The organism is Comamonas sp. w2-DMI, from assembly GCF_040187735.1.
GTDB lineage: Bacteria > Pseudomonadota > Gammaproteobacteria > Burkholderiales > Burkholderiaceae_C > Comamonas > Comamonas terrae.
In genome coordinates this window covers 21,191-46,672 of the sequence record NZ_JBANEL010000004.1, presented here as the reverse complement: position 1 = coordinate 46,672, position 25,482 = coordinate 21,191, and the positions used below count along the sequence as shown (strand labels likewise).

The following is a 25,482-nucleotide window of genomic DNA, read 5'->3' as shown; positions in this document are numbered from 1 at the left end:
CCTTTTTCATGGCGAGCTTTCTTTTCATGTATACATGTGATTAGGTGTTTACCCTTTTATTTGCAGAAAGATCAACCATTTATTGATTTGTATGTATACATTCTGTCCATCGAACCCATAAGGCCGACCCGACATGCCACGAGCGCTAGCTCCAGCCCCCGCACCCGAAGAAAACCATTCCCAGGTCGTCAAGGCGCAGCTGCAGCTGCGCGAAATGATCCTGGCCGGAGAGATGGCGGCGGGGGAGCGCATTTCCGAGCTGGTGCTGGCCGAGCGCCTGGGCATCTCGCGCACGCCCATCCGCGCGGCGCTGATGCGCCTGGAGCAGGAGGGCATGCTCGAAGCCACGGCGGGCGGGCGCGGCTACCGGGTGCGCGTGCTGTCCGAGGCCGATGTCTCCGACGCCATCGAACTGCGCGGCACGCTGGAAGGCCTGGCTGCACGCATGGCAGCCGAGCGCGGCGTCGAAGCACCGCTGCTGGCGCGCGCCGAGCGCTGCCTGGATGCCATCGATCGCGTGCTCGACGCCGCCGGCTGGGGCGACGAGGCGTTCTCGCGCTATGTGGCGCTGAATTCGGAATTCCACGACATCCTGCTCGACATGTCGGGCAGCAGCTTCATGCAGCGCGAGCTCGAACGTGTCAAGCGCCTGCCGTTCGCCTCGCCTTCGGGCTTCGTGGTCGCGCGTTCGGAGTCCCCGCGCGCCCACTGCAGCCTGCTTCTCGCGCAGGAGCAGCACCGTGCAGTGCTGGAGGCCATAGAGCACCGCGAAGGCGCACGTGCCGAGGCACTGATGAAGGAGCACTCGCGCATTGCGCGGCGCAATCTGCGCGAAGCCATGCGCTCGCCCGAGACGGCGGGCGTGCCTGGCGCCCAGCTGATACGTGCCGGCCGCTAGGCGCGCGGCCCGCCGGCCACCCCCTTAAGAAAACAGACAAGGAGACACCACGATGAGCAACCCCCAAGCACGCACCTATCCCCGCAATACCTGGTATGTGGCCGCGACGGCCGCCGAAGTGACGGACAAGCCGCTGGGCCGCCAGATCTGCGGCGAGCGCATGGTCTTCTACCGCGCCCAGGAAGGCCGCATCGCGGCGGTCGAGGACTTCTGCCCGCACCGCGGCGCGCCGCTGTCGCTGGGCCGTGTCTGCGAGGGCAAGCTGGTCTGCGGCTACCACGGGCTGGAGATGGGCTGCGACGGCAAGACCATTGCCATGCCGGGCCAGCGCGTGCGCGGCTTTCCCGCCATCAAGAGCTATGCGGTGCAGGAGCGCTACGGCTTCATCTGGGTCTGGCCGGGCGAGCAGCAACTGGCCGATGCGGACCTGATCCCCGTGCTGAAGTGGCATGGCGATTCCGAATGGGCCTATGGCGGCGGCCTGTTCCACATCAAAGCCGACTATCGGCTCATGATCGACAACCTCATGGATCTCACGCACGAGACCTATGTGCATGCCAGCAGCATAGGCCAGGCCGAGATCGACGAGACGCCCTGCAAGACCGAGACGCGCGGCGACGAGGAAGTCATCACCAGCCGCTTCATGCACGACATCCCCGCGCCCCCGTTCTGGAAGATGGCGCTGCGCAGCAACGGCCTGGCCGACGATGTGAACGTGGACCGCTGGCAGATCTGCCGCTTCACCCCGCCCAGCCACGTGATGATCGAGGTCGGCGTGGCCCATGCGGGCAAGGGCGGCTACGAGGCCGACGACGCGCACAAGGTCTACAGCGTGGTGGTGGACTTCATCACGCCCGAGACCGACGGCTCCATGTGGTACTTCTGGGGCATGGCGCGCAAGTTCAATCCCGGCGACGCCGCCGTGACCGACCTGATCCGCGAAGGCCAGCACAAGATCTTCAGCGAGGACCTGGAAATGCTGGAACTGCAGCAGCGCAATCTGGCGGACCATCCCGAGCGCCAGCTGCTCAAGCTCAACATCGACGCGGGCGGCGTGCAGTCCCGCCGCATCATCGAGCGGCTGGTGGCACAGGAAGAGGAGGCGCCGCTGCGCCAGGCGGCCGTGGCCTAGCCGGCCCGCCGGCGGGGAGGGAGGATGTCCATGAATGCGGTAACCTTGAAGGTTCTCCTTTGGATAGCCCCTGATTCGCCGCAGCATGCCATCTTCCGCCTCCGACCAGATTTCCCTGGACCTCTACGACCAGCCGGGCCACCTGATCCGCCGTGCGCAGCAGATCGCGACGCAGCTGTTCCGCGATGTGCTGGGGCCGGACGTGACGCCCGTGCAATACGCCATCCTGCGCATGCTGCAGGAGTCGCCGGGCATAGACCAGGTCACGCTGGCCAAGCTGGTGGCGCTGGACAACTCGACGACGGCCGATATTGCCGCGCGGCTGGAAAGCAAGGGCTGGATTCACCGCGAAATCCTGCCGCGGCGCCAGCGCCGCCTGAGCCTGACGGCCGATGGCGAAGCCATGCTGGCGGCCTTTGTGCCCAATGTGCACGAGCTGCACCAGCGCATGCTTTCGGCGCTGGAGCCGGGGGAGCAGGCGGAGTTCAAGCGGCTGCTGCGCAAGTTCGTGCAGCTGCACGATGCGGGAGCTGCTGCCTCCGACGCGGCAGGCAGCCTGTAGCACGGGCAGGTTGCAGCCCTGCGAGACGCAGGGCTGCCATCGTCCAGCCGCCGTGACGGCCGGCTGCGGCGCGGGAAATCCCTGCATGCATGCACATGTTCATTCAGTAAACTGAATGAGATTAAGCATGCTGAATGAAAACAACCACAGGAGACAAAAATGAAACTGCCTATCCATGGGCGCCGGCCAGAAGGCGCTGCCCCGATCCCTGCGGAGGTGCCAGCATGAGCCGGGACCTGCGCGCGCACCTGGACGAGCAGCCCATGACCCGCTTCCAGTGGTCCGTCGTGGGCATCTGCATGGTCCTCAACATGATCGACGGCTTCGACGTGCTGGTCATGGCCTTCACCGCCTCGGCGGTGTCCTCGCACTGGAAGCTCAGCGGCTCCGAGCTGGGCTTTTTGCTCAGCGCCGGGCTGTTCGGCATGGCCGCGGGTTCGCTGCTGCTGGCGCCCTGGGCCGACCGGCTGGGGCGCCGGCCGCTGATCCTGGCCTGCCTGGCCATCTCGGGCGTGGGCATGCTGGCCTCGGCCTGGAGCCAGACGCCGCTGCAGCTGGCCGCGCTGCGTGTGGTCACGGGCCTGGGCGTGGGCGGCATCCTGGCCTGCAGCAATGTGATCGCCAGCGAGTACGCCTCGCAGCGCTGGCGCAGCCTGGCCGTCACCCTGCAGTCCACGGGCTATGCGTTGGGCGCGAGCATAGGCGGCAGCATAGCGGTCTGGCTGCTGGCCCACCATGGCTGGCGCTCGGTGTTCATGTTCGGGGGCTGCACCACGCTGGCCGTGCTCGTGGTCGCCTGGCTGGCCCTGCCGGAGTCGCTGGATTTCCTGCTGGCCCGCCGTCCCGAAGGGGCGCTGCAGCGGCTCAACCGTCTGATGCGCAAGCTGGGCCTGCCGGACCTGGCGCAACTGCCGGCGCCCGTGCAATCGGCCTCCCAGCCCGGCGCCGCGGCGCGTGCGCGCGGACCGCTGCAGCTGTTCAGCCCCGGGCTGCGCAGGCCCACGGTGCTGGTCTGGCTGTCCTTCTTCTCGGTGATGTTCGGCTTTTACTTCGTGATGAGCTGGACGCCCAAGCTGCTGGCCGCCTCGGGCCTGACGGCCGAGCAGGGCGTGACCAGCGGCGTGCTGCTGAGCCTGGGCGGCATCCTGGGCGCCACGCTGCTGGGCCTGCTGGCCGCGCGCTTTGCCGTGCACCGCGCGCTGGCGGTCTTCATGCTGATCACGGCCGTGCTGCTGTGCTTTCTGGTCGGCAGCTCGGGCGCGCTGTGGGTGTCGTATGCGCTGGCCTTTCTGATCGGCGTCTTCGTCAATGGCTGCGTGGCGGGCCTGTATGCGATCGCACCCGTGGTCTACGGCAGCGACGTGCGCGCCACCGGCGTGGGCTGGGGCATCGGCGTGGGCCGCATGGGCGCCATCGTCTCGCCGCTGGTCGCCGGCGGCCTGCTCGATGCCGCATGGTCGCCCAGCCAGCTGTACGTGAGCTATGGCGCGGCCTTCGTGTTCGCCGCGGCCATCGTCTGGATGCACCGCATCCCCGGCCCCGCAGCGGGCCGACCGCAGAACGGCGGCGCGACGGCTGCCGCGCACTGAAGGCGCGGCCACGGAATCCACCATCAGGAGACAAGCGATGACGCAAACCATTCATTCCGGCGCGCCGGCCTTTCCGCTGGACCAGTGGTATGTGGCCGGCTTTGCCTGGGAGCTGCAGGACGTGCCCGTGGCGCGCACGCTGCTGGGCCATCCCGTGGTCATGTTCCGCACCGCCGACGGCCGCGTGGCGGCGCTGGAGGACCGCTGCTGCCACCGCGAGCTGCCGCTGTCCTGCGGCGCCGTGGAGGCGCGCGGCCTGCGCTGCGGCTACCACGGTCTGCTGTTCGACCACGGCGGGCGCTGCCTGGAGATTCCGGGCCAGGAGCGCATTCCGGCCAAGGCCTGCGTGAAGTCCTTCGCGCTGCGCGAGCGCGACCAGATCCTCTGGATCTGGATGGGCGCCACGCCCGATTCCATGCCTGCCGGCGAGCCGCCTGCCTATGCGGTGCACAGCGACGAGCGCTACCGCTTCGGCGGCGGCGTCTACCACTACGACGCGCCCTACCAGCTGATCCACGACAACCTGCTGGACCTGAGCCACCTGGGCTATGTCCACCTCAAGACCATAGGCGGCAACGCGCGCATCCACATGAACGCGGAGCTCCGGGTCACGCAGCAGGGCGACGTGGTCACGGTGGTGCGCCACATGCCCGACTCCGATCCTCCGCCGACCTATGCCGCGGCCTGGCCGTTCAAGGGCCGCATCGACCGCTGGCAGGAGGTGGAGTTCCACCCATCGCACGTGCGCATCTGGACCGGCGCTATGGACGCAGGCACGGACCGCCTGGACAACCCGCAGCGCGAGGGCTTTCACATGCGGGGCTTCCACGGCGTGACGCCCGAGACCGAGACCTCGGCACATTACTTCTGGACCATTGCCACCAACCCCCATCCCGGAATGGAGGACCCGACGCAGCTGGTCATCGACCAGACGGCGGCCACCTTCGAGGAAGACAAGGTGGTGATCGAGGCCCAGTTCCGCAACCAGCAGCGCTTCGGCGCGCGCCCGGTGGTCGACATCCACGTGGACGTGGGCCCCAATCGCGCGCGGCGCGTCATCGAGCGCCTGCGTGCGGCCAGCGCCCGGGCCCGCGAGGCCTGCGAAGCCTGAAACAGACAACAGAGAGCATCCGAATGAACCACGAGACCACCTTCGATGTGCGCATCGCGCGCAAGCAGGACGAGGCCCAGGGCATCTGCAGCCTGGAGCTGCAGGCGCTGCCGGGCCAGAGCCTGCCCGCCTTCAGCGCGGGCTCGCACATCGATGTGCACCTGCCGGGCGGGCTGGTGCGCCAGTATTCGCTGAGCAACGATTGCGCCGAGCCCGACCGCTACGTGATCGCCGTGCTGCGCGAGAGCGCCTCGCGCGGCGGCTCGGCCGCCGTGCACGAGCAGCTGCAGCAGGGTCAAAATCTTTCCATCAGCGCGCCGCGCAACCACTTCGCGCTGCACGCGCAGGCGCAAAGGCATCTGCTGCTGGCCGGCGGCATAGGCATCACGCCCATACTGTCCATGGCGCGCCAGCTGGCGCGCGAGGGCGCCGACTTCGAGCTGCACTATTGCGCCCGGGCGCGCGAGCGCATGGCCTTTGCCGATGCCATCGAGGCCGCGCCCTGGTCCGAAAGAGCCCGCCTGCATGTGGACCAGGCGGACGGGCAGCCCGCGCTGGACCTGGTCGCGCTGCTGCAGCCGGTGCAGCCCGGCGCGCATCTGTATGTCTGCGGGCCCAAGGGCTTCATGGACGCGGTGCTGGAGACCGCCAGGGTCGCAGGCTGGCCGCCGGAGCAGCTGCACTACGAGTTCTTCGCGGGCGAGGTGGAGCACCGCGCCGACGACGAGAGCTTCGAGGTGGAAGTGGCCAGCACCGGTCAGGTCGTGCGCGTGATGCCCGACCAGACCGTGGTGAAGGCGCTGCAAGCCATTGGCGTGTGCGTGCAGACCTCGTGCGAGCAGGGCGTGTGCGGCACCTGCCTCACGCGCGTGATCTCGGGCCGGCCCGACCACCGCGACATGTACCTGACCGAGGACGAGCAGGCGGCGGGCGACCAGTTCCTGCCCTGCTGCTCGCGCGCCAAATCCGCGCGCCTGGTGCTGGACCTCTGAAGCCCGCAGGCCGGGTTTTGACCATGCGCGCGCAGGGCTGGCGCCGCCTGTCCAGAATAAGGCCTTTGCCATGAATGCGCTGCCCCGCGACAGCGCGCCCTGCCTGCCATGAAGCCAGTCCTGCTAGTCCTGAACCTTCAACTGCCCGCCCATCTCGAACAGATGGCGCAAAGCTTTCCCGATTTCGAAGTGGTCTACGCGCCCGAGGCCGGCCAGGCGGAAGCGGCCATCGCCGCCCATGGCGCGCGCGTGCAGTGCGTATGCACCATCGGCGCCACCGGCCTGTCGGCCGCGCAGATGCGGCGCATGCCGGCGCTGCGCCTAGTCTGCGCCATGGGCGCGGGCTACGAGAACATCGACGTGGCCTATGCCAGGGAGCGCGGCATTGCCGTGGGCAACGGCGCTGGCACCAACGACGAATGCGTGGCCGACCATGCCGTGGGCCTGATGATCGCCGCCGTGCGCGCTCTGGTTCGCCTGGACAAGGCCACGCGCGCCGGTGTCTGGCGCTCGGCGCTGCCGCTGCCGCCCAATGTCTCGGGCAAGCGCCTGGGCATCGTCGGCCTGGGCGCCATCGGCGCCAAGATCGCCCGGCGGGCCGCGGCCTTCGACATGGAGATCGGCTACCACAACCGCAAGCCGCGCGAAGGCGCCGGCTACCGCTACTTCGGCGACGTGCTGTCCCTGGCCGCCTGGGCCGACGTGCTGCTCGTGGCCACGCCCGGCGGCGCCGGCACGCGCCATCTGGTCAATGCCGAGGTGCTCGACGCGCTGGGCGAAAAGGGCTTTCTCGTCAACATCGCGCGGGGCTCGGTGGTCGATACGGCCGCGCTGGCCGCTGCCGTGCGTGCGGGCCGCGTGGCCGGCGCGGGCCTGGACGTGTACGAGAGCGAGCCCGCGCCGCCGGCCGAACTGCTGGAACTGGACGCCGTGGTGCTCACGCCCCATGTGGGAGGCTGGTCGCCCGAGGCCGTGCAGAACTCGGTGGACCGCTTCATTGCCAACATGCGCAACCATCTGGACGGCAAGCCGCTGGTTTCGCCGGTCTAGCTCCGTCGCCGGTTCAGTGCCCGAGAGCCGCTGTCAGTTGCAGCAGGCCCAGGGCCACGCAGATGGCCGATGAAACTCTCCAGAACCTGGCGCTGTTGCCTTGGAACAAGGGCCTGAGCCAGTGCGTGGCCGCGGCTCTGGCAAGAAAGACAGCGCCGGCCAGCGCCAGAACCGGATGCCGGCCGGGCAGCGGGTCTAGCGGGCCGGTACCCGATAGCGCGTACGCGGCCAGCAGCGACAGCAGGGCGCCGATGGCTGCCGAGATCAGCGGCGGATACCAGTGGCCGGCATCGGCCAGCCTTGCGATGCGCTCGCCAGCACCCAGCAGGCGCAGCCCGCGAGTGCCCCAGAAGATGCAGGCGAAGTGGGCGACAGCGGCTGCCGCATCTAGCAGTGCGGCAGCCATTGAAGAGAAGCATGCGAGCTCCTGCATGGTTTAACGCAGCAGCAGGGCCAGCAGACCGGCGGCGAGCAGGCACAGCGCGGTCAGCAGTCCGCGCCTTGGCACCGAGAACCAGCAGACGCGCGCTATCCACAGATAGCCGGCCACCATCGCCAGTGCCCAGATAGCGAGCAGAGGATGGTCGGAAAAAAGCTGGGCATCGCTGACGGCCAGCCCGGCAAGCATGGTGCCGAAGCCGATCACACCAAGGCTATGGCTGGCATTGAAGCCCAGCCATGCGCGCCACATATCGGTTTCGCGCGTGATGTGCATGGGTGTGCGGCGCATGGCCGCGATCAGTGTGTGATCGACGGGATCCAGGCGCTGGCCGCGCAGCGTGTAGAGCAGGTGGATGCTGCCCAGCGCCGCCATCAGCAAGCCGGCGAGTGCGATCAGTATGGCGGGCCAGTTCATAGGCGGACCTCATCTGATCCGTTGTGGGGAGGCGGGTTTGGCATGGCGCGGTTGGAGCAAGGCGGTGGATGGCACTGTAGTCGCTAAACTCGTGCTCGAAAACTCGTCTTGAGCTCAGGTTTTGCCATATGCGCTCCACCTCTTCCAGAACACCGGCGTCTTCCAATAGAAGACAGCCCGTGCAGGTTCGTTCTCAACGTACGGTAGCCATCATTTTGCAGGCCACGGCTCAGATTCTGGTCAAGGAAGGCGAGGCAGCTCTCACGACCAACTACATTGCCGAGCATGCCGGGGTTTCCGTAGGTACGCTTTACCAGTATTTCCCGGACAAGCAGGCGGTCTGCCATGCGCTGGTGGATGGACTGCGGCGCGAAGCCGTCGTTGCCATCGAAGCTTGGCTGGACCAGGCCTCGCGTGAGAAGTTGCCTGCCGCTGAGGTGGCCAGGGGGGTGGTCGCGCGCATCGTCACCGGCTTTGCGGGGCGCACGCCGGCGCAGCGCAAGCTGGCGCAATTTGCCTGGCACCAGGATGAGGACGGGCGCATTGCGCTGTCCATGCGCGAGACCGCCGAGCGCATGGCCGCCCATCTGCAGCGCTGGGGCGGCCCGTCGCTGTCCTATGCGCGCCTTTATGTCGCCACGCGCGCCGTGCTTGGCACGGTGCGCTTTGCTGCGCTGGAGGGCTCGCCATTGATCGCTTCGGGCGTGCTCGAGGAATTGCTGTGCGAGATGGCGACCCGCATGCTGCTAGATTCTGCGGACGAATAAAAAAAATCCCCACGCAGAGAGTTCCGGCGGGGATTTTGTGTGAGCGCTGGCCTGGTTTACTTCTGGCTGGCCGCAATGGCTTTTTCAGCCTTGTCCACCAGGGGCGCGCCGATCTGGCTCTTCCACTTGTCGTAGACCGGGCGGGTGGCCTTGACGAAGGCTTCGCGCTCGGCGGCATTGGGCGTGGTCACGGTCACGCCCAGGCCGGCCAGGTCCTTGAGCAGGGGCTTGTCGGCCTCGACCAGGCCCTTGCGCGCGATGGCGATCTCTTCCTTGGCGGCATCGAGCGCGGCCTGGCGCACGATGGCCTGGTCTTCCTTGGTCCAGCTGTTCCAGATGTCCTTGTTGACCACGAAGATCAGCGGATCGTTCATGTAGCCCCACATGGTCATGTACTTCTGACCCACGGACTGCAGCTTGGCCGCCATGTAGACCGAGACGGGGTTTTCCTGGCCGTCCACGGCGCCGCTGGCCATGGCGGGCTGGGCGTCGGCCCAGCTCATCTGCGTGGGGTTGGCGCCCAGGGCCGTGAAGGTGTCCAGGAACAGGGGCGAGCCCACGACGCGGATCTTCATGCCCTTGAGGTCGGCGGGCGTCTTGATGGGATGCTTGGAGTTGGAGATTTCGCGGTAGCCGTTTTCGCCCCAGGCCAGCGGCACCACGCCGCCTTTTTCCAGGGTCTTGAAGATTTCCTGGCCGACTTCGCCCTGCGTCACCGCGTCCACGGCCTTGAAGTCGGGAAACAGGAAGGGCATGGAGAACAGGTTCAGCGACTTGACCTGGGGCGACCAGTTGATGGTCGAGCCCACGGCCATGTCGATCACGCCCTGGCGCAGCGCGGAGAACTCGCGCGTCTGGTCGCCCTGCACGAGGGAGGTGCCGGGGTAGAGCTTGATGTTGATGCGGCCCTGGGTGCGCTCGCGCACCTTGTCGGCCCACAGCTCGCCGCCCTTGCCCCAGGGGAAGGCCGTGCCCAGCACCAGGGACATGCGGTATTCGCTCTTGTACTTGGTGTCGGCCATGGCCGAAGGCGCGGAGAAGGCCAGGGCTGCAGCAGCGGCTACGGCGGTGGTGAGGAAGGTACGCAGTTTCATGGGTTGTGTCTCCAGTTAAAAAATGATCGGATGCGCAGGCGGGATGCGCAGCCAGGTGGCGGGCAGAGCCCAAGCCGGGGACACCGCGCAATGGTCTGGGCCGGCCGCGCCGCCCCGCCGCGCGGGTGTCGTTCCCCTTTTCCTGCGAAGCGGGAGAAGGGGGAAGCGGCAAAGCCGCTCCGGGGGTTAATAGCCAAGTTTCGCCGGAAGCCACAGCGCCAGCTGCGGGAAGGCGATCACGGCGATCATGACCAGGAACATGGCCAGCAGCATCCAGCCGACCCAGCGCACGGTGGACTCCATGCGCACGCCGGCGATGCGGCAGCTGACCATCAGGTTCACGGCCAGCGGCGGCGTGAACTGGCCCAGCGCCACCTTGAGCGTGAGGATGACGCCGAACCACACGGGATCCCAGTGGTAGTGGTTCATGATGGGCAGCAGCAGCGGCACGAAGATCAGGAAGATGGAGATGCCGTCCAGGAACATGCCCACGGTGATCAGCAGCAGGATCAGCAGCGCCATCACGCCCCATTCGCCCAGGCCCGAGTTGACGATGGCGTTGGCCACCGGATCGATCACGCCCAGTGTGGAAAGCGAGAAGGCGAAGATGCCGGCCAGCGACACCACCAGCAGGATCACGGCCGACAGCTCGCCCGCTTCGCGCAGGATGGTGAACAGGTCGCGCACCCTGATCGTGCGGTGGATGCACATGCCCACGAACAGGCCGTAGAACACGGCGACCACGGCGGCCTCGGTGGGCGTGAACCAGCCCATGCGCATGCCGCCCAGGATCAGCACCGGCGCGGCCAGGCCCCAGGCGGCTTCCTTGAAGCTCTTCCAGAACGGCGGGCGCGGCAGCGAGGCTTCGAGCGCACCCATCCTGTGCTTGCGGGCCATCCACACGGCGGGCACGATAAGCGCGATGCCGGCCAGCACGCCGGGCACCATGCCGGCCGCGAACAGCGCGGGCACCGAGGCGCCTGGCACCAGCACCGAATAGATGATGAAGGCCACGGAAGGCGGAATCAGGATGTCGGTGGCCGCGGCCGCGCCCACCACGCTGGCCGAGAAGCTCTTCGGGTAGCCCGCGCGGCTCATGGCCGCGATCATCACGCCGCCCACGGCTGCCGCATTGGCCGGGCCCGAGCCCGAGATGCCGCCCAGGAACATGGCCACGGCAATCGCCACCAGCGGCAGCATGCCGGGGCCGCGGCCCACGATGGCCACGGCAAAGTTCACCAGGCGCAGCGCCACGCCCGAGCGGTCGAAGATGGAGCCCACGAGCACGAACATGGGAATGGCCAGCAGCGGGTACTTGCCCAGGCCGGCATAGAAGTTCTGCGGCACGGCCAGCAGGCCGAACCACTGGGCATCGGCATTGGCCAGCGCAATCGCAGCGGCGCCGGCCAGGCCCAGGGCCGCGCCGATGGGCACGCCCACGAACATCAGGCCCAGGAAGGCGACGAACAGCAAGGTGGCAATCATGCGATCTCCTTGCTGTGGTCTTTTTCCACGGGCGTTTCGGGGAAGGCGCCGGGCCGGCCCTGGCGGATGAACAGGCCGATGGCGCGCGCCGTGATCAGCGCCGAGACCACGGGCAGCCAGACCGAATACCACCACTGCGGCACGCCGATGCCGGGCGAGGTTTCCTCGAAGCGGAAATCGTCCCAGACCACGCGCACGCTGAGCACGGCGATCAGCGCGAACAGCAGCGCCACCATCAGCGAGCCGAAGCGCGCCAGCGCCTTGCGGCGCGCGGCCGGGCCGCTGTCGGAAAAGAATTCGATGCGGATGTGCTGGTCGCGCGCGACCGCGGCCGAGCCGGCCACCAGGGCCAGCAGAATCATCAGGAAGACCGAAATCTCTTCGGTCCAGGCAAACGAGGAATTGGTGAAGTAGCGCACCAGCACGTTGGCAAAGGTGATCAGGGCCAGGGCGGCCATGATGATCACCGTGAGCCAGTCTTCGATGCGCAGCGAGCGGGGCTCATCCGGGTGCGTGCCTGGGTCGGCAGCACCGTCGGTCTCGGGTGGAGTGGAGGACATGGACGCGGGAAGTCAGAAAAACACACATGGGCAAATGCAGTCCCTCTACCGCCGCGGCGTTGTGCACCGTGAGGTGTGGAGTGGAGAAACATCGGGTAGATGTACATAAATATTATCAAGGTATCCAAGTGCAGCGTCTGCGGGTATGGCGCAGGCATTTCCCTTAGCTGCCGCGGCGCGGGCGTGCGCAGCAAAGGAAACGGCAGGCGGCGGACCGAAATAGCGCGCCCGAACCCCGGGCCGGCTCCGCCGGCGGCCGAAGCTGGGCGGATAATGGCGGCCATGGAAACCAAATGGCTTGAAGATTTCGTCAGCCTGGCCGAAACGCGCAGTTTCAGCCGCTCGGCCCAGTTGCGCCATGTGACGCAGCCTGCGTTCTCGCGCCGCATCCAGGCGCTGGAGGCCTGGGCCGGCACGGACCTGGTCGACAGAAGCTCTTACCCCACGCGCCTGACGCCCGCGGGCAAGACCATGTACGAACAGGCGCTGGAGATGCTGCAGTCGCTGCAGAGCACGCGCAGCATGCTGCGCGCCCATGTCAGCGCGGGCAAGGGCATGGTGGGCTTCGCGGTGCCGCACACGCTGGCCTTCACGTTCTTCCCCACCTGGGTGTCGGCCGTGCACGAGAAGTTCGGCTCGTTCCGCAGCCGCCTGTTCGCGCTCAACGTGCATGACGCGGTGATGCGCCTGGTCGAAGGCGGCTGCGACCTGCTGATTGCCTATTACCATCCGTCCCAGCCTTTCCAGCTGGACCCTGCACGCTATGAAATGGTGAGCCTGGGGCTGGAGGTGCTGGCGCCGTATTCCAAGCCCGATGCAGACGGCCAGCCCATCTACAAGCTGCCGGGCCGCCAGGGCCAGCCCCTGCCCTATCTGGGCTATGCGGCGGGCGCCTATCTGGGCCGCGTGACCGAGCTCATCCTCAAGGAAGCTGCGGAGGCCGTGCATCTGGAGCGCGTGTACGAGACCGACATGGCCGAAGGCCTGAAGGCCATGGTGCTCGAAGGCCATGGCGTGGCCTTTCTGCCCTACAGCGCCGTGCGCGGCGAGCTGGAAAGCGGCCGCCTCGTGAGCGCCGTGCCCGAGGGCATGACGGGCTTCAAGATGGACATGGAGGTGCGTGCCTATCGCGAAAAGCCCACGGGCGATGCACCGCAGGGCGGTGCTGCGGCGCTGTGGAACTTCCTCAAGGAGCAGGGGGCCAGCGCTACGGGCGACTCCAAGGCCGCCTGACCGGCTGCATGCATCGCCAACCACAAGCAGGGGCCCGAGGGCCCTTGTTTCTTTGGGGGCTCCCCCGAGGGAACGGACGGGAATTTGTTGCGATGTTATGCCTAGGGTTAATACTTAATATGCAAGTTGTGCATAAGGCCTTTTATCATCGGCATTGGCTATTTCACCGGTGAAAGCATTAGAGTTCGCACCTCGCTAGCAGAATTGATAGCAGAATCTGTGGTTGACAGGGTCGGTGCAGACGGCATAACAGGTGTTCGCATCGAGGGGGAGACCTAGGGGAAATCCTAGACGCGATTGCGGTGCTGTCGCCTGCAAGACTGCACAATGTCAGCAGTTCATTCGCCACGGTGACGTTCGCCCACAAGGCAGTCCGTTGTCGAATAACAGAACGTTTTACATCCTTACCATCAGGAGATCCGTATGAAGAAGCATTTGTTGGCCATCGCCGTGACGGCTCTGGCAGCCGGCAGCGTGTTTGCCCAGGCCAATGACACACTGGCCAAGATCAAGTCCACCGGCAGCGTGACTTTCGGTGTGCGCGAATCCTCGGGCCTTGGCTATACGCTGGGCAACGGCAAGTACGTGGGCTTCCATACCGAGATGGGCGAGCGCATCCTGCATGACATCCAGAAGCAGCTGGGCCTGGCCAAGCTGGAAATCAAGTACCAGCCCGTGACCTCGCAGAACCGCATTCCCCTGGTGCAGAACGGTACCGTGGACATCGAGTGCGGCTCCACCACCAACAACCTGTCCCGCCAGAAGGATGCCGCCTTCGCCTACACCACCTACGTGGAAGAGGTGCGCATCGCCACCCGTGCCAATTCCGGCATCAACAGCATCAAGGACCTCAACGGCAAGACGCTGGTGACCACCACGGGCACGACCTCCGTGCAGACCCTGCGCAAGAACAAGCGCGCCGACGGCCTGACCTTCAAGGAAGTCATGGGCAAGGACCACGCCGACAGCTTCCTGATGCTGGAAACCGGCCGTGCCGACGCCTTCATCATGGACGGCTCCATCCTGGCCGCCAACATCTCCAAGTCCAAGAACCCCAGCGATTACAAGATCGTGGGCGAAGTGCTGTCGGTGGAGCCCATCGCCTGCATGATGCGCAAGGATGACCCCGCCTTCAAGAAGGCCGTGGACGACTCCATCGTGCGCCAGATCAAGGACGGCTCGCTGGCCAAGCTGTACGACAAGTGGTTCATGCAGCCGATTCCCCCGAACAACGTGAAGATCGGCCTGCCTCTGTCGGCCGCCACCAAGGAAGCCTGGGCGCATCCCAACGACAAGCCCATGGAAGAGTACAAGGTGGACTGATAGGTCCTGGCAATAGGTCGCGCCCCTTCGGCCGTTGTTGAAGGGGCGTTTTTGTTGCAGGGTGCCGGACAGCTCCGGCGCCCGTGCATCTCCCGTAAAGATGAATGAGGTGCTCGTATGAGTTGGGATTGGCAGGTGTTTTGCCAGGACACCATTACCCAAGAGGTCGGGCAAAGCTGTTTTGGAAAGAACGGCGACACCACCTACCTGGACTGGATGCTGTCCGCCTGGGGGTGGACGGTCTCCGTATCGCTGTTGTCATTGCTGGTGGCGCTCGTGCTGGGCGCCATCGTCGGCACGCTGCGCACGTTGCCGGACCGTCCATGGATCGTGCGGCTGGGCAATGCCTGGGTCGAACTGTTCCGCAATATTCCGCTGCTGGTGCAGATCTTCGTCTGGTACCACGTGATCCCGTCGATCTTCCCGGCGCTCAAGAAGCTCGATGCCTTCGTGCTCGTGGTCTTCGCCATCGGGCTGTTCACCTCGGCGCGTATCGCCGAGCAGGTGCGCTCGGGCATCCAGGCCCTGCCGCGCGGCCAGCGCTATGCGGGCATGGCCATGGGCTTTACCACGTTCCAGACCTACCGCTATGTGCTGCTGCCCATGGCGTTTCGCATCATCATCCCGCCGCTGACCAGCGAGTCGATGAACGTGTTCAAGAATTCGTCGGTGGCGTTCGCCGTCTCGGTGGCCGAACTCACCATGTTTGCCATGCAGGCACAGGAGGAAACCGCGCGAGGCGTCGAGGTCTATCTCGCCGTGACGGCCCTCTATGTGATTTCTGCCCTTGTCATCAACCGCATCATGGCGTTCATTGAAAAGCGCTCGCGGGTTCCCGGTCTGATCGCAGCCAGCGGTGGAGGTCACTGAAAATGGATCTGCATCTCGATTGGTCATTCTTTTCCTGGGACCTGTTCAGCAACTATGTCTGGAAGGGCTTCAAGTACAGCGTTCTGCTGACCGTGATCGCCACGCTGGGCGGCATCTTCTTCGGCACGCTGCTGGCGCTGATGCGCCTGTCGGGCAAGAAGTGGCTGGACCTGCCGGCCACCATCTATGTCAACGGCATGCGTTCGATTCCGCTGGTGATGGTGATCCTGTGGTTCTTCCTGCTGGTGCCGATGATCATCGGCGAGCCCATCGGCGCGGAGACTTCGGCCATCGTCACCTTCGTGGCGTTCGAGGCGGCCTACTTCTCCGAGATCATGCGCGCGGGCATCCAGTCGATTCCGCGCGGCCAGGTCTTCGCGGGCCAGGCGCTGGGCATGACCTACGGCCAGAACATGCGTCTGGTGGTGCTGCCCCAGGCCTTCCGCAACATGCTGCCCGTGCTGCTGACGCAGACCATCATCCTGTTCCAGGACACCTCGCTGGTCTACGCCATCGGCGCCTACGACATGCTCAAGGGCTTCGACATCGCCGGCAAGAACTACGGCCGTCCCGTGGAGTCCTACCTCACGGCCGCCGTGACCTACTTCGTGATCTGCTATGCGCTGTCGTGGTTCGTCAAGCGCCTGCACAAGAAGATCGCCATCATCCGTTAAGCCTGCTTCCGTTTGAGGAATTGCAATGATTGAACTCAAGAACGTTTCCAAGTGGTACGGCAGCTTCCAGGTGCTGACCGATTGCTCCACCAACATCAACAAGGGTGAGGTGGTCGTGGTCTGCGGCCCTTCGGGCTCGGGCAAGTCCACGCTGATCAAGACGATCAACGCGCTGGAGCCTTTCCAGAAGGGCGAGATCTTCGTCGACGGCGTGGCCGTGCACGATCCCAAGACCAACCTGCCCAAGCTGCGCAGCCGCGTGGGCATGGTGTTCCAGCATTTCGAGCTGTTCCCCCACCTGTCGGTGACGGAGAACCTGACGATCGCGCAGATGAAGGTGCTGGGCCGCAACGCGGACGACGCCAAGAAGCGCGGCCTGAAGATGCTCGACCGCGTGGGCCTGACCGCGCACAAGGACAAGTTCCCGGGCCAGCTCTCGGGCGGCCAGCAGCAGCGCGTGGCCATTGCGCGCGCGCTGTCCATGGACCCCATCGTGATGCTGTTCGACGAGCCGACCTCGGCGCTGGACCCCGAGATGGTGGGCGAAGTGCTGGACGTGATGATCGGCCTGGCCAACGAAGGCATGACCATGATGTGCGTGACCCACGAAATGGGCTTTGCGCGCAAGGTGGCCAGCCGCGTGATCTTCATGGATGTGGGCGGCAAGATCCTCGAGGACTGCACCAAGGACGAGTTCTTCGGCCATCCCGAGAACCGCCAGCCGCGCACCAAGGAATTCCTCAACAAGATCCTGCAGCATTGATGCTGCCGGCACCCGCAAAAAAGGCGCTCCCCGGAGCGCCTTTTTTTGGGCTGGCACATTGAAAAGAAGAGCTGCCAGCGCCTGTCTGCCAAAGGATTCGGAACTTTTCTATATTGAAGCCCTTGTGTGTATGGCGCAAGCTGCTCTTCTTTCAGGAGCTGCCGGCATTCAGTCCAGCTGCACGCCCGTGTCCTTGACGAGCCGGCTCCAGTCTTCCAGGTCCTGGCGCATGGTTTGCGTGAACTGCTGCGGCGTGGTCAGCGGCAGGTCGGGAAAGTTGAGTTCGCGCATGCGCTGCGCCAGCGCCGGCTCCTGGAGCGCGCGCAGCACCTGTTCGTTGAGCCGCGCAATGATGGCCGGCGGCGTCTTGGCCGGCGCGAAAATGCCGTACCACGAATAGTTCTTGAACGGGTAGCCGGCCTCGGTCATGGAGGGCACGTCGGGCAGGGACGGCAGGCGCCCGGAGCTGCTGTGCGCCAGCGCCTTCACGCGGCCGGCCTTCACGAGTTCCACGGTGGTGGCGGTGTCGCCGAAGCCCGCATCCACCTGGCCGCCCATGATGTCCTGCACGCATGGGCTGGAGCCCTTGTACGGTATGTGGGTCAGGCTGATGCCGGCCTGCTTCTTGAGGCTCTCCATGGTCAGGTGGCCGCCCGAACCCAGGCCCCAGGAGCAGTAGTTGAGTTCGTTGGGGTGGGCTTTGGCATAGGCCACGAATTCCTTCAGCGTGTTGACCGGCAGGTTTTTCCTGACCAGCAGCAGGTTGCCGCCGCGGCCGATCTGCGCGACGGGCGCGAAATCCTTGAGCGGGTCATAGGGCAGCTTGCGGTAGAGGCTGGGATTGACCACCATGGAGGCCGCATAGGTGAACAGCAGCCGGTAGCCGTCGGCCGGTCCCTTGGCCACGTATTCGACGCCGATGATGCCGTTGGCGCCGGGCCGGTTGTCCACGACGAAGGGCTGCTTCATGGCCTTGCCCAGCGCGTCGGCGAACAGGCGCGCAATGGTGTCGGTGCCGCCGGCGGCGGCCGTGGGCACGACCAGCGTTACGGGCCGGTTGGGATAGTCGGCGGTGCTTTGCGCGTGGGCAATGCCGGTGGCGGATGCCAGGGCGGCTGCCAGGGCCAGGGCCCGGCGCAGGCAGTGCAGTTGCTCGATCATGGATGTTCTCCTGGGAAATGGGGTCACACGCTTTTCGCTGCCCCGCAGCAGGGGCGTTATTCATTGCGGCCGCCGGCTCCGGCGGCGCGCCGCTAGCGGATGCCGAACCGGCCCTGCGTGCCCTGTTCGATCATGTCGGCGCTGACCTTGTAGAGATTGCGCGAGACGTAGCTGGCAACCTGCGTGGCGCGCTCGCGCAGCCAGGCGACCTTGAGCGCGCGCGCCTGCGCGATCTCGGGCGCATCGCCGTGGGCCGTGGCCAGCAGGTCGATGACGTGCAGCGCCAGCTGCCAGCGGCCGGCGTCGGCCAGCGCCCGGGCACTGGCGATGACGGCGGGCTTGTCGGCAATGGCCTCGGCCACGGCAGCGCCCACGGCTTCGGGCGGCTCGGGGTGCAGCGTGGTCGGGTTGCGGTCCCACCAGCCGTTTTCGGAGCGGTAGATGTCGCGCACGATGTAGCTGGGGTCGCCATAGGTGGGCTTCATCCAGGGCACGCCGAACAGTTCCTCGGGATAGTGCATGCGGGCCAGCACCTGCTGCTCGTTCAGGCCTTCGTTCATCAGCCGCACGACTTCGGCGCGCAGCCAGCGCAGCGCGCGGGCCGTATGCGTCAGCACCTGCCGCACCTGATTCTCGCCTTCGATCACGGGGCCGAATTCGCGCACGGCGATGCGGGGCCCGAGCGCAGCCAGGGCCTCCAGCGTGCCGGCCCAGCGCACGGTATCGCGCAGGGTGCGGAACGGCGTGCCGATGTTGGGGATGGAGTCCAGCAGCGCCGCGCCGCCGTAGAGCACGCGCTGCGCGGGGCTCCACAGCGCGATGGCGTCGTCGGTTTCCGACGGGGCCCAGAGCAGCTCGATGCGCTGCTCGCCGCTGCCGATGGCCAGGCGCTCGTCGAAGGTCTCGGTGGGCTCGTGCATGGTGAGCCGGTGCTCGAAGAAGCCGGGCGAGCGGTTGAACTGCACTTCGGCCATGCGGTGCTGCAGCGCATGGGTTTCGCGGTAGCGCGCATGGCGGCGCGGCACGTTGCGGTGGGCGATGATGCGCGGCGCGGGCTCGCCGCGCTGGCGCGCATGCTCGAGCCACTGCGGCACACCGGCGTTGTAGCCGATGTGGCCGTGGCTGTAGCACAGCGCATGCACGGGGGCGTCGCTGAGCTGGCGCAGGCTCTCGATCATGCCCTGGGTCACCGAGCCGCCGGGGCCGGCGTCGATGACCACGAGGCCGGCATCGGTCTCGGCCACGAAGGACTGGCCCTGGCCGCGCAGTATGTGCAGCCCCGGGGCCACGGTCTCGCTGCCCGTGCCCACGAGCAAAAAGGGCTTGTCGTCGTCTTTGCCGTTCATCTCATGTCTCCTTGTCGTTGTCCAGACGCTGCAGCGGCGGCAGCGCATGGCGCCCGTCCAGCAGTTCGGGGCGCGGCAGATAGGCGCGCAGGCACAGGTAGAAATCGCCCTGCGGCGCGGGCAGCCAGTTGGCCTGCGCGGCCTCGCCTTCGGGCCGCGCGTGCTGGATGTGCAGGGTCAGGCCGCCGTCGGCATCGCGGTGCAGCCCCGGCGTGCGGTCGCCGATCGCATAGCGGTCCACGGGGTTGTCCACCAGCATGTAGTTGCGTGCGTCGTACATCGTGACCGACCAGAATGCCTGCACGGGCGGCAGCTGTTCGGGCGCAAAGCGCAGGCGGTAGCGCGCGCCGCCGTGCAGCGGCCGGCCTTGCGCATCGGTCCAGGCCATGGGGTAGACGGCTTCGCGCCCGTCCAGCATGCCGATGTACTTGAGCGCCACCTGGGCCCGGGTGAGATAGTCGCTGCCAAAACCGTCCAGCACCAGCGGCGGCAGCACCCAGCCCGAGGGCTGGGTCGTGCCCGACTGCGCGTTGCGCAGCCGCGGCAGCACCGCATCCAGCGCCTGCTGCAGCGCCCGTGCCTGTCCGTCATCCAGTGCGGTGCAGCCACTGCCCAGGCCCACGGCCGCAAAGCGCTCCACCAGTTCGCGCTGCGTCGCGGGCGGCGGGTTCTCGCGCAGCGCGGCGTTGACCTGGGCGGCGAAGTGGGCGGCCGTGGCCGGGGCCTGCGGGTCGCAGTCCGGTGCAAAGGCCCGGGGCGCGGGCGCGACTCCCGCCTGGCCGGCCAGCCAGTCGGCCAGAGGGGCCACGCTGAAGCCGTTCTGCAGCGCATGCACGGCCGCGAGGTCATGGGGACCGTCCACCAGGATGCGGCCTATGACCCAGAGCCAGCGCGTGGGCGCCTGGATATGCGCGCCCGGCGCCTCGAAGCCCGCGGGCAGCGTGCCAGTCCAGCCCGGCGCAGTGACCAGGAAGGAGCGGGCCTGCGTGCCGGTCAGGCGCGGGCCGATGTGGGCGAAGGGGTTGGTGTAGAAGTCCAGCAGGCCCAGCACGTAGTAGCGTCCGGCGGTATCGGGCACGTCGATGACCAGCGGCCCGGCGCCCAGGTCCAGCCAGGCATTGGTGTAGAGCGTGTCGTTGTTGGGCGTGACCACGCGGCTGGTGCCGGCGCGCAGCAGCTGGCGCGCGTGGGTGAACAGATTGCACCAGCGCATGCCTTCGGGCGCAGCCTGGCCGGCCTCGGTGCGTCGGGGCGAGGTGGCCGCGCGCATGCGGCGCATCTCGTAGAGCGGATAGGCCCAGGTCACGGCCTCTTCGGCCAGGGCCTGCAGCCCGGCGCCTGTGGCAGGGGCGGTGGCAGCCACGGCGGTCATGCGTGCACCGCCTGCGCCTGCAGGGCCGGGATGCGCCAGCTTTGCACGCCGTCGCGCGGGTAGTACATGCGCAGGATGAGGTAGAAGCGCCCTGCGGGCGCGGGCAGCCAGTTGGCGGTGTCGGCCGGGCGCTGGTGGCCGATCGTTATCTCCAGGCTGCCGTCGGCGCCGTACCGCAGGCCCGGCGTACGGTCGCCGATGGCATGGCGCCTGATCTCGTTGGGGTAGAGGAAGCGGTCGCTGTCGTAGAGCGTGACGGACCAGAAGGCATCGGCCGGCGGCAGGTCGCCGGCGTCGAAGCGCATCACATAGCGTTGCCGGCCGTCGAGCGGCTCCAGGGCCGCATCGTAGTGCGAAGCAGCATAGATGGCCTCGGTCGTGGCCAGCGCGCCCAGGCCCAGGTAGGCGGTGCGCGCGCGGATCAGGTAGTGGCTGCCGTAGCGGCCGGTACTGGCCGTCATGGTCCAGGGTTTGGGGCGACGGTTGCTGCCCATGGCGGCCACCGTCTGCACACCGTCGGCAAAGCCTTCGATGAGGCCGGCGCGCGTGGGCTCGTCCAGCGCCTCCCAGGAAAAAGGCATGCCGGGCACCAGGCCGGCCTGGCCCAGCCAGGCCACCAGCCCGCGGTCTTCGATGCGGCCCGGTGCCTCGGCCAGTGCCTGGCAGAGATTGGTGAAAAAGCGCGGCGCCACCTGGGCGGCCGGCTCGCCGTTCTCGAAGGCGGCGGCCATGGCGTCCACGGGTTCGCCGCACCAGTGCGCGATGGCGGCGGGGCGCCCATGGGGCGCCGTGCCGGGCGCGGGCTCCAGGCGGATTTCCGACTGCAGCGCGCGGGCCGCGGGCCAGTCGCTTTCATCGCCCGCGAGGATGCGGCCGATCAGCCAGACGAGGTGGGTGGGGCAGCGCACCACGCGCAGCCCGGCCAGCGATGCCGGCACCTGGCCGCCGGGGCCGACCAGCACCACGGTCTCGCCTTCGGGCGCGCAGTTGCGCGGACCCAGGTTCTCGAAATTCTCGGTATAGGCGTCGTACAGGGGCAGCACGAAATAGCGCCCCGGATGCTTGGCCGAGGAGGGAACGGTGAGCAGCATGGGGCCGCCTTCCAGGTTCAGCCAGGCCATGGAGTACAGCAGGTCGTTGGCCGGTGTCACCACGTCGCGGTCCTCATGGGTCGATGGCCGCGGCGCATGGTGCAGCGTGTTCATCGGCGCGCGCACGTCCGAGCCGGTGGAGCTGCCCGTGCGGCGCTGGGCCTGCGGCGCGGTCTGCAGCGCGCAGGTGCGGTAGGTCTCGGTCAGCGGATAGCCGTAGACGAAGGCGGTCTGGCCGATGGCGCGGGCCAGGGTCTGGCGTACCTGCTGCAGGGAGGGGACGGACTGGGTCATGGGATCAACCTTTGGAAAGAAGGGGGGGGAAAGGCGCAAGGCTTCAGTTCGGCTGCACGCCCGTGGACTGGGTGAGCGCGATGGCAATGGGCAGATAGGCCCGGTAGGCGGCAGCCGCCTGGGCCGGCGTATTGCCTATGGGGTCGGCCCCCATTTCCTGCAGGCGGCGCAGCATCTCGGGCTGCCTGACCACCAGGGCGACCTCCTGGCCCAGGCGCTCGACGATGGCATCGGGCGTTTTGGCCGGCACCATCAGTGAAGTCGGCGCCATGAAGGTGTAGACATCGTCCTTGAAGCCCTGCTCGGCGAAGGTGGGCACCTGCGGTAGCGCGGATGCGCGGGTGGTGCCGGGCACGGCCAGCGCGCGCACCTTGCCTGCATCGATATAGGGCTTGAGCGCGGCGATGGAGCCCGAGGTCATCTGGATCATGCCGCTGACCAGATCCGAGACCATGGGGCTCTCGCCCTTGTAGGCGGCGTGCAGCACCTGCACGCCGTATTTGCGCTCCATGAAGGCCTGTATCTGGTGTGGCTGGGTGCCCGGGCCCCAGGAGCCCATGGCGTATTTGCCGGGCGCCTGGCGCGCCAGCTCTATCAGCTCGGCAAACGTCCTGGCAGGCACCGACGAGTGCACCACCATGACGGTGCGCTGGCCCGCGATGTCGGAGACCATGCGCAGGTCGGTGCGCGGGTCGTAGGGCAGCTTCTTGTAGAGCACGAGGTTGGCCGCAATCGGGCCGGGCACGGTCAGCAGCAGCGTGTAGCCGTCGGGGGCGCTCTTGGCCACATGGTCGGTGCCGATGATGCCGCCGGCGCCGCTGCGGTTTTCCACGATGACGGGCTGGCCCAGGCGCCGGGACAGGCCGTCGCCCAGCGTGCGCGCCAGGATGTCGGCGGAGCCGCCGGCGGCGAACTGCACGATGATGCGCAGTGGCTTGCTGGGGTAGCCCTCCTGGGCGCGGGCCGCGCCCGCTGGCAGGGCCAGTGCGGGGGCCAGGCTGGCCAGTTGCAGCAGGCAGGCGCGCCGGGAGAAGGTGTTCGGACGGGTCATGCGGTTCCTCCGTGCAAAAGACAGAAAAGCGGCGCAGGCGTCATGCCGCCGCCGTACAGGCAGTGGCGGCAGCGGTGGCGACGGGCGCGCCCATCACCAGCGCATCGACCGCCACGCAGCCGCCCTGGTCGCGGGGGCGGGCGATCAGCGGATTGATCTCCGCGCTGGCCAGCGTGTCGCCGGCGCGCTCGGCAAAGCCGGCCAGCGCGCACAGCGCATCGGCCAGCGACTGCAGGTCCATGGGCGGCTTGCCACGCGCACCGGCCAGGATGGGAAAGGTGCGCAGCTCCCGCACCATGGCCAGCGCGTCTTCCCGCGTGACGGGCAGCACGCGCAGGGAGACATCGCGCAGGATCTCGACATGGATGCCGCCCAGGCCGAACATCAGCACCGGGCCGAAGACCGGATCGCGGTGCACGCCCGCGATGCATTCCACGCCACCGTGCACCATGCGGGCCGCCAGCGCGCCTTCCAGGCGCGCGCCGGGGCATGCCTGGCGCGCGCTGGCCACGATCCGCTCGAAGGCCGCGCGTGCATCGCCTGCGGTGCGCAGGTCCAGGGCCACGCCGCCGGCTTCGGACTTGTGCGCGATATCGGCGCTTGCCACCTTCAGGGCAATCGCTCCGCCCAGCGCCTGGACCGCATCGGCTGCCTGCTGCGCTGTCTGCACCCGCTGGTGGGGCACCACGGGCACGCCGGCCTCGGCCAGCAGCGCCATGCTTTGCGCCTCGGACAGCCCGCCCGGCGCAAGACGCACCGCCGGCCCGGCCGCTGCTGCCGGTGCCGGCGCGGCGCCGCCTTGCCCGGCAGGGGGGGGGAAGCGAGGCCAGGGCGCCAATGCAGCGTATGGCCGCACTGGGGTCGGAGAACACCAGGCAGCCCAGCGCCTCCAGCTCGGCGCGGCGCGCGTCGGAGCACAGCGTGCAGATGGCCAGCAGCGTGTCGGGGTGGGCGGCGCGCAGCTTCTCCACCAGGGCGCGCAGCACGGCCCAGAATGCATCGGACAGGCCGCCGGCGGCAAAGAAGCCCAGCCAGCTGGCGAAGTTCCTGTCCTGCATCATCAGCTCGGCGCTGCGCTCCAGCAGCGAGATGTCGTTGGTGACCTGGCCCGTGATGTCCACGGGATTGCGCGGCGCGGCAAAGGGCACCCATTCGCGCAGCTGGCGCTGGGCGGCTTCGGACAGGGCCTGCACGTCCAGCCCCGCAGCGCTGGCATCGTCGGCCATCAGGGCGCCCACGCCGCCCGAGACGGTGAGAATGCCGATGGAGCGGTTGCGCGGACGGGGCGCGATGGCCGCGCTGGCCGCCAGCGCGAAGAAATCGCTGATGGTATGGGCCCGCAGCACGCCATAGCGGCGGAACACGGCGTCATAGACGGCGTCGTTGCCGGCCAGCGAGGCGGTATGCGAGGCCGCGGCCGCGGCGCCGAGTTCGCTGGTGCCCACCTTGAACATGACCACCGGCTTGCCGCGCTCGCGCGCCAGGGCCAGCGCCGCGCGCAGCCGCTCGCCGTCGCGGCAGCCTTCCATGTAGGCCATGATGACATCGGTCTCCGGGTCCCGCGCCAGCCAGGCCAGGCCGTCGGCCAGCTGCACGTCGGCCTCGTTGCCGGTGGTGGCCCACAGCGACAGGCCCAGGCCGCGCTCGCGCGCCAGGCTGTAGGCATACGCACCGAAGGCGCCCGACTGGCTGACCAGGCCGATGCGCCCGGGCCGGACCCGGCCCGCGTTGGGCGCGGGCGAGAACGTGGCATAGGTCTGGTGTCCGGGCCGCATGAAGCCCAGGCAGTTGGGGCCTATGAGGCGTATGCCGGCCTCGCGGGCGCGTTTTTGCAGAGCCTGCTGGGCGGCCGCGCCCTCGGCGCCGATCTCGGCAAAGCCGGAGGAAAACAGCACCATGGAGCGCACGCGGGCCGCGGCCGCATCCTCGAGCACGGCGGCCACATGGGCCTGCGGCACGGCCACGATGGCCAGGTCCACGGGCTCGCCGATATCGGTCAGCCGGGCATGCGCGGGCAGGCCCTGCACCGTGGCGGCACGCGGGTTGACCGCATGCAGCCGGCCCGTGTAGCCGAAGCGCAGCAGATAGTCGAGCGGAATGCCGCCGATGCGCTCCACCGAATCGGTGGCGCCGACGATGGCAATCGAGCGGGGCGCAAACAGTGCGTCTAGCCCCGCGAAGTCGAAGTCCGGAGATTCCTGCATCTGC

The 25,482-nt window shown here is 67.5% G+C and carries 24 protein-coding genes and 1 pseudogene; 13 read left to right on the top strand and 12 right to left on the bottom strand.

The window, feature by feature from the left end; translation table 11 throughout:
• The first annotated feature begins 133 nt into the window (after positions 1-133).
• The 7 genes from V8Z74_RS05990 to V8Z74_RS05960 all read left to right on the top strand — a co-directional run bounded on the left by V8Z74_RS05990 (position 134) and on the right by V8Z74_RS05960 (position 7,334).
• Complete coding sequence (locus V8Z74_RS05990; RefSeq protein ID WP_349708510.1) at positions 134-898, top strand: GntR family transcriptional regulator; 765 nt, start codon at positions 134-136, stop codon at positions 896-898.
• Between the two features lie 52 nt (positions 899-950).
• Positions 951-2,030, top strand: coding sequence for a Rieske 2Fe-2S domain-containing protein (locus tag V8Z74_RS05985; RefSeq protein ID WP_349708508.1), 1,080 nt, complete (start codon positions 951-953; stop codon positions 2,028-2,030).
• A gap of 85 nt (positions 2,031-2,115) precedes the next feature.
• A complete protein-coding gene (locus V8Z74_RS05980) occupies positions 2,116-2,592 on the top strand; it encodes a MarR family winged helix-turn-helix transcriptional regulator (RefSeq protein ID WP_066476044.1) in 477 nt (158 codons plus the stop codon).
• Between the two features lie 224 nt (positions 2,593-2,816).
• Positions 2,817-4,181: an MFS transporter gene (locus V8Z74_RS05975; RefSeq protein WP_349708506.1), complete on the top strand. Its 1,365-nt coding sequence runs from the start codon at positions 2,817-2,819 to the stop codon at positions 4,179-4,181.
• Between the two features lie 37 nt (positions 4,182-4,218).
• A complete protein-coding gene (locus V8Z74_RS05970) occupies positions 4,219-5,292 on the top strand; it encodes a Rieske 2Fe-2S domain-containing protein (protein WP_349708504.1) in 1,074 nt (357 codons plus the stop codon).
• Between the two features lie 23 nt (positions 5,293-5,315).
• A complete protein-coding gene (locus V8Z74_RS05965) occupies positions 5,316-6,284 on the top strand; it encodes a PDR/VanB family oxidoreductase (protein WP_349708502.1) in 969 nt (322 codons plus the stop codon).
• A 108-nt stretch (positions 6,285-6,392) separates the two neighbouring features.
• Positions 6,393-7,334, top strand: a complete 942-nt coding sequence (locus tag V8Z74_RS05960; RefSeq protein WP_349708500.1) for a 2-hydroxyacid dehydrogenase — start codon at positions 6,393-6,395, stop codon at positions 7,332-7,334.
• Positions 7,335-7,347: 13 nt separating this feature from the next.
• On the opposite strand, the gene V8Z74_RS05955 is transcribed toward V8Z74_RS05960, so the two are convergent.
• Both V8Z74_RS05955 and V8Z74_RS05950 read right to left on the bottom strand, forming a co-directional pair.
• On the bottom strand, positions 7,348-7,740 hold the full coding sequence (locus tag V8Z74_RS05955; protein WP_349708498.1) for a hypothetical protein: 393 nt from the start codon (positions 7,738-7,740) through the stop codon (positions 7,348-7,350).
• A 30-nt stretch (positions 7,741-7,770) separates the two neighbouring features.
• A complete protein-coding gene (locus tag V8Z74_RS05950) occupies positions 7,771-8,190 on the bottom strand; it encodes an LIC_13387 family protein (protein WP_349708496.1) in 420 nt (139 codons plus the stop codon).
• A gap of 179 nt (positions 8,191-8,369) precedes the next feature.
• On the opposite strand from V8Z74_RS05950, the gene V8Z74_RS05945 reads away from it, so the two are divergent.
• On the top strand, positions 8,370-8,957 hold the full coding sequence (locus V8Z74_RS05945) for a TetR/AcrR family transcriptional regulator (protein ID WP_349708494.1): 588 nt from the start codon (positions 8,370-8,372) through the stop codon (positions 8,955-8,957).
• Between the two features lie 56 nt (positions 8,958-9,013).
• On the opposite strand, the gene V8Z74_RS05940 is transcribed toward V8Z74_RS05945, so the two are convergent.
• The 3 genes from V8Z74_RS05940 to V8Z74_RS05930 all read right to left on the bottom strand — a co-directional run bounded on the left by V8Z74_RS05940 (position 9,014) and on the right by V8Z74_RS05930 (position 12,096).
• Positions 9,014-10,051 (bottom strand): DctP family TRAP transporter solute-binding subunit, encoded by a 1,038-nt coding sequence (locus V8Z74_RS05940; RefSeq protein ID WP_349708493.1) that lies wholly within the window; start codon positions 10,049-10,051, stop codon positions 9,014-9,016.
• A gap of 186 nt (positions 10,052-10,237) precedes the next feature.
• A complete protein-coding gene (locus V8Z74_RS05935; RefSeq protein ID WP_349708492.1) occupies positions 10,238-11,536 on the bottom strand; it encodes a TRAP transporter large permease in 1,299 nt (432 codons plus the stop codon).
• Complete coding sequence (locus V8Z74_RS05930) at positions 11,533-12,096, bottom strand: TRAP transporter small permease (protein ID WP_349708490.1); 564 nt, start codon at positions 12,094-12,096, stop codon at positions 11,533-11,535. The genes V8Z74_RS05935 and V8Z74_RS05930 overlap by 4 nt, the downstream gene beginning before the upstream one ends.
• A gap of 282 nt (positions 12,097-12,378) precedes the next feature.
• On the opposite strand from V8Z74_RS05930, the gene V8Z74_RS05925 reads away from it, so the two are divergent.
• The 5 genes from V8Z74_RS05925 (at position 12,379) to V8Z74_RS05905 (ending at position 16,959) form a co-directional block, all read left to right on the top strand.
• Positions 12,379-13,329 (top strand): LysR substrate-binding domain-containing protein, encoded by a 951-nt coding sequence (locus V8Z74_RS05925; RefSeq protein WP_174522909.1) that lies wholly within the window; start codon positions 12,379-12,381, stop codon positions 13,327-13,329.
• Between the two features lie 423 nt (positions 13,330-13,752).
• Complete coding sequence (locus V8Z74_RS05920) at positions 13,753-14,652, top strand: transporter substrate-binding domain-containing protein (protein ID WP_066476060.1); 900 nt, start codon at positions 13,753-13,755, stop codon at positions 14,650-14,652.
• Positions 14,653-14,769: 117 nt separating this feature from the next.
• Positions 14,770-15,522 carry an amino acid ABC transporter permease gene (locus V8Z74_RS05915; RefSeq protein ID WP_066476062.1) on the top strand — a complete coding sequence of 251 codons (753 nt, stop codon included), beginning with the start codon at positions 14,770-14,772 and terminating at the stop codon, positions 15,520-15,522.
• A gap of 2 nt (positions 15,523-15,524) precedes the next feature.
• Positions 15,525-16,196 carry an amino acid ABC transporter permease gene (locus V8Z74_RS05910; RefSeq protein ID WP_066476064.1) on the top strand — a complete coding sequence of 224 codons (672 nt, stop codon included), beginning with the start codon at positions 15,525-15,527 and terminating at the stop codon, positions 16,194-16,196.
• A 25-nt stretch (positions 16,197-16,221) separates the two neighbouring features.
• Positions 16,222-16,959 carry an amino acid ABC transporter ATP-binding protein gene (locus tag V8Z74_RS05905; protein ID WP_066476066.1) on the top strand — a complete coding sequence of 246 codons (738 nt, stop codon included), beginning with the start codon at positions 16,222-16,224 and terminating at the stop codon, positions 16,957-16,959.
• A 168-nt stretch (positions 16,960-17,127) separates the two neighbouring features.
• On the opposite strand, the gene V8Z74_RS05900 is transcribed toward V8Z74_RS05905, so the two are convergent.
• The 7 genes and pseudogenes from V8Z74_RS05900 to V8Z74_RS26240 form a co-directional block, all read right to left on the bottom strand.
• Entirely contained in the window at positions 17,128-18,120 is a 993-nt protein-coding gene (locus tag V8Z74_RS05900; RefSeq protein ID WP_349708487.1) for a Bug family tripartite tricarboxylate transporter substrate binding protein, read from the bottom strand.
• 92 nt (positions 18,121-18,212) lie between these two features.
• The gene (locus tag V8Z74_RS05895) at positions 18,213-19,466 is read right to left on the bottom strand and encodes an alkyl sulfatase dimerization domain-containing protein (protein ID WP_349708486.1); all 1,254 of its coding nucleotides are present in this window, start codon (positions 19,464-19,466) and stop codon (positions 18,213-18,215) included.
• Between the two features lies 1 nt (position 19,467).
• Entirely contained in the window at positions 19,468-20,838 is a 1,371-nt protein-coding gene (locus V8Z74_RS05890) for a DUF1254 domain-containing protein (RefSeq protein ID WP_349708485.1), read from the bottom strand.
• Positions 20,835-22,223, bottom strand: a complete 1,389-nt coding sequence (locus tag V8Z74_RS05885; protein WP_349708483.1) for a DUF1254 domain-containing protein — start codon at positions 22,221-22,223, stop codon at positions 20,835-20,837. The genes V8Z74_RS05890 and V8Z74_RS05885 overlap by 4 nt, the downstream gene beginning before the upstream one ends.
• Before the next feature lie 43 nt (positions 22,224-22,266).
• Positions 22,267-23,274 (bottom strand): Bug family tripartite tricarboxylate transporter substrate binding protein, encoded by a 1,008-nt coding sequence (locus V8Z74_RS05880; RefSeq protein WP_349708482.1) that lies wholly within the window; start codon positions 23,272-23,274, stop codon positions 22,267-22,269.
• A gap of 40 nt (positions 23,275-23,314) precedes the next feature.
• Entirely contained in the window at positions 23,315-24,031 is a 717-nt protein-coding gene (locus tag V8Z74_RS26245; protein ID WP_502879465.1) for an acetate--CoA ligase family protein, read from the bottom strand.
• A gap of 316 nt (positions 24,032-24,347) precedes the next feature.
• Positions 24,348-25,478, bottom strand: a pseudogene (locus tag V8Z74_RS26240) (CoA-binding protein); the annotation flags it as partial.
• Between the last annotated feature and the right edge of the window lie 4 nt (positions 25,479-25,482).

Coding starts and splice junctions, on each gene's coding strand:
- V8Z74_RS05990 (WP_349708510.1), top strand. CDS start 134: ATGCCACGAGCGCTAGCTCCAGCCCCCGCACCCGAAGAAAACCATTCC.
- V8Z74_RS05985 (WP_349708508.1), top strand. CDS start 951: ATGAGCAACCCCCAAGCACGCACCTATCCCCGCAATACCTGGTATGTG.
- V8Z74_RS05980 (WP_066476044.1), top strand. CDS start 2,116: ATGCCATCTTCCGCCTCCGACCAGATTTCCCTGGACCTCTACGACCAG.
- V8Z74_RS05975 (WP_349708506.1), top strand. CDS start 2,817: ATGAGCCGGGACCTGCGCGCGCACCTGGACGAGCAGCCCATGACCCGC.
- V8Z74_RS05970 (WP_349708504.1), top strand. CDS start 4,219: ATGACGCAAACCATTCATTCCGGCGCGCCGGCCTTTCCGCTGGACCAG.
- V8Z74_RS05965 (WP_349708502.1), top strand. CDS start 5,316: ATGAACCACGAGACCACCTTCGATGTGCGCATCGCGCGCAAGCAGGAC.
- V8Z74_RS05960 (WP_349708500.1), top strand. CDS start 6,393: ATGAAGCCAGTCCTGCTAGTCCTGAACCTTCAACTGCCCGCCCATCTC.
- V8Z74_RS05955 (WP_349708498.1), bottom strand. CDS start 7,740: ATGGCTGCCGCACTGCTAGATGCGGCAGCCGCTGTCGCCCACTTCGCC.
- V8Z74_RS05950 (WP_349708496.1), bottom strand. CDS start 8,190: ATGAACTGGCCCGCCATACTGATCGCACTCGCCGGCTTGCTGATGGCG.
- V8Z74_RS05940 (WP_349708493.1), bottom strand. CDS start 10,051: ATGAAACTGCGTACCTTCCTCACCACCGCCGTAGCCGCTGCTGCAGCC.
- V8Z74_RS05935 (WP_349708492.1), bottom strand. CDS start 11,536: ATGATTGCCACCTTGCTGTTCGTCGCCTTCCTGGGCCTGATGTTCGTG.
- V8Z74_RS05930 (WP_349708490.1), bottom strand. CDS start 12,096: ATGTCCTCCACTCCACCCGAGACCGACGGTGCTGCCGACCCAGGCACG.
- V8Z74_RS05925 (WP_174522909.1), top strand. CDS start 12,379: ATGGAAACCAAATGGCTTGAAGATTTCGTCAGCCTGGCCGAAACGCGC.
- V8Z74_RS05920 (WP_066476060.1), top strand. CDS start 13,753: ATGAAGAAGCATTTGTTGGCCATCGCCGTGACGGCTCTGGCAGCCGGC.
- V8Z74_RS05915 (WP_066476062.1), top strand. CDS start 14,770: ATGAGTTGGGATTGGCAGGTGTTTTGCCAGGACACCATTACCCAAGAG.
- V8Z74_RS05910 (WP_066476064.1), top strand. CDS start 15,525: ATGGATCTGCATCTCGATTGGTCATTCTTTTCCTGGGACCTGTTCAGC.
- V8Z74_RS05905 (WP_066476066.1), top strand. CDS start 16,222: ATGATTGAACTCAAGAACGTTTCCAAGTGGTACGGCAGCTTCCAGGTG.
- V8Z74_RS05900 (WP_349708487.1), bottom strand. CDS start 18,120: ATGATCGAGCAACTGCACTGCCTGCGCCGGGCCCTGGCCCTGGCAGCC.
- V8Z74_RS05895 (WP_349708486.1), bottom strand. CDS start 19,466: ATGAACGGCAAAGACGACGACAAGCCCTTTTTGCTCGTGGGCACGGGC.
- V8Z74_RS05890 (WP_349708485.1), bottom strand. CDS start 20,838: ATGACCGCCGTGGCTGCCACCGCCCCTGCCACAGGCGCCGGGCTGCAG.
- V8Z74_RS05885 (WP_349708483.1), bottom strand. CDS start 22,223: ATGACCCAGTCCGTCCCCTCCCTGCAGCAGGTACGCCAGACCCTGGCC.
- V8Z74_RS05880 (WP_349708482.1), bottom strand. CDS start 23,274: ATGACCCGTCCGAACACCTTCTCCCGGCGCGCCTGCCTGCTGCAACTG.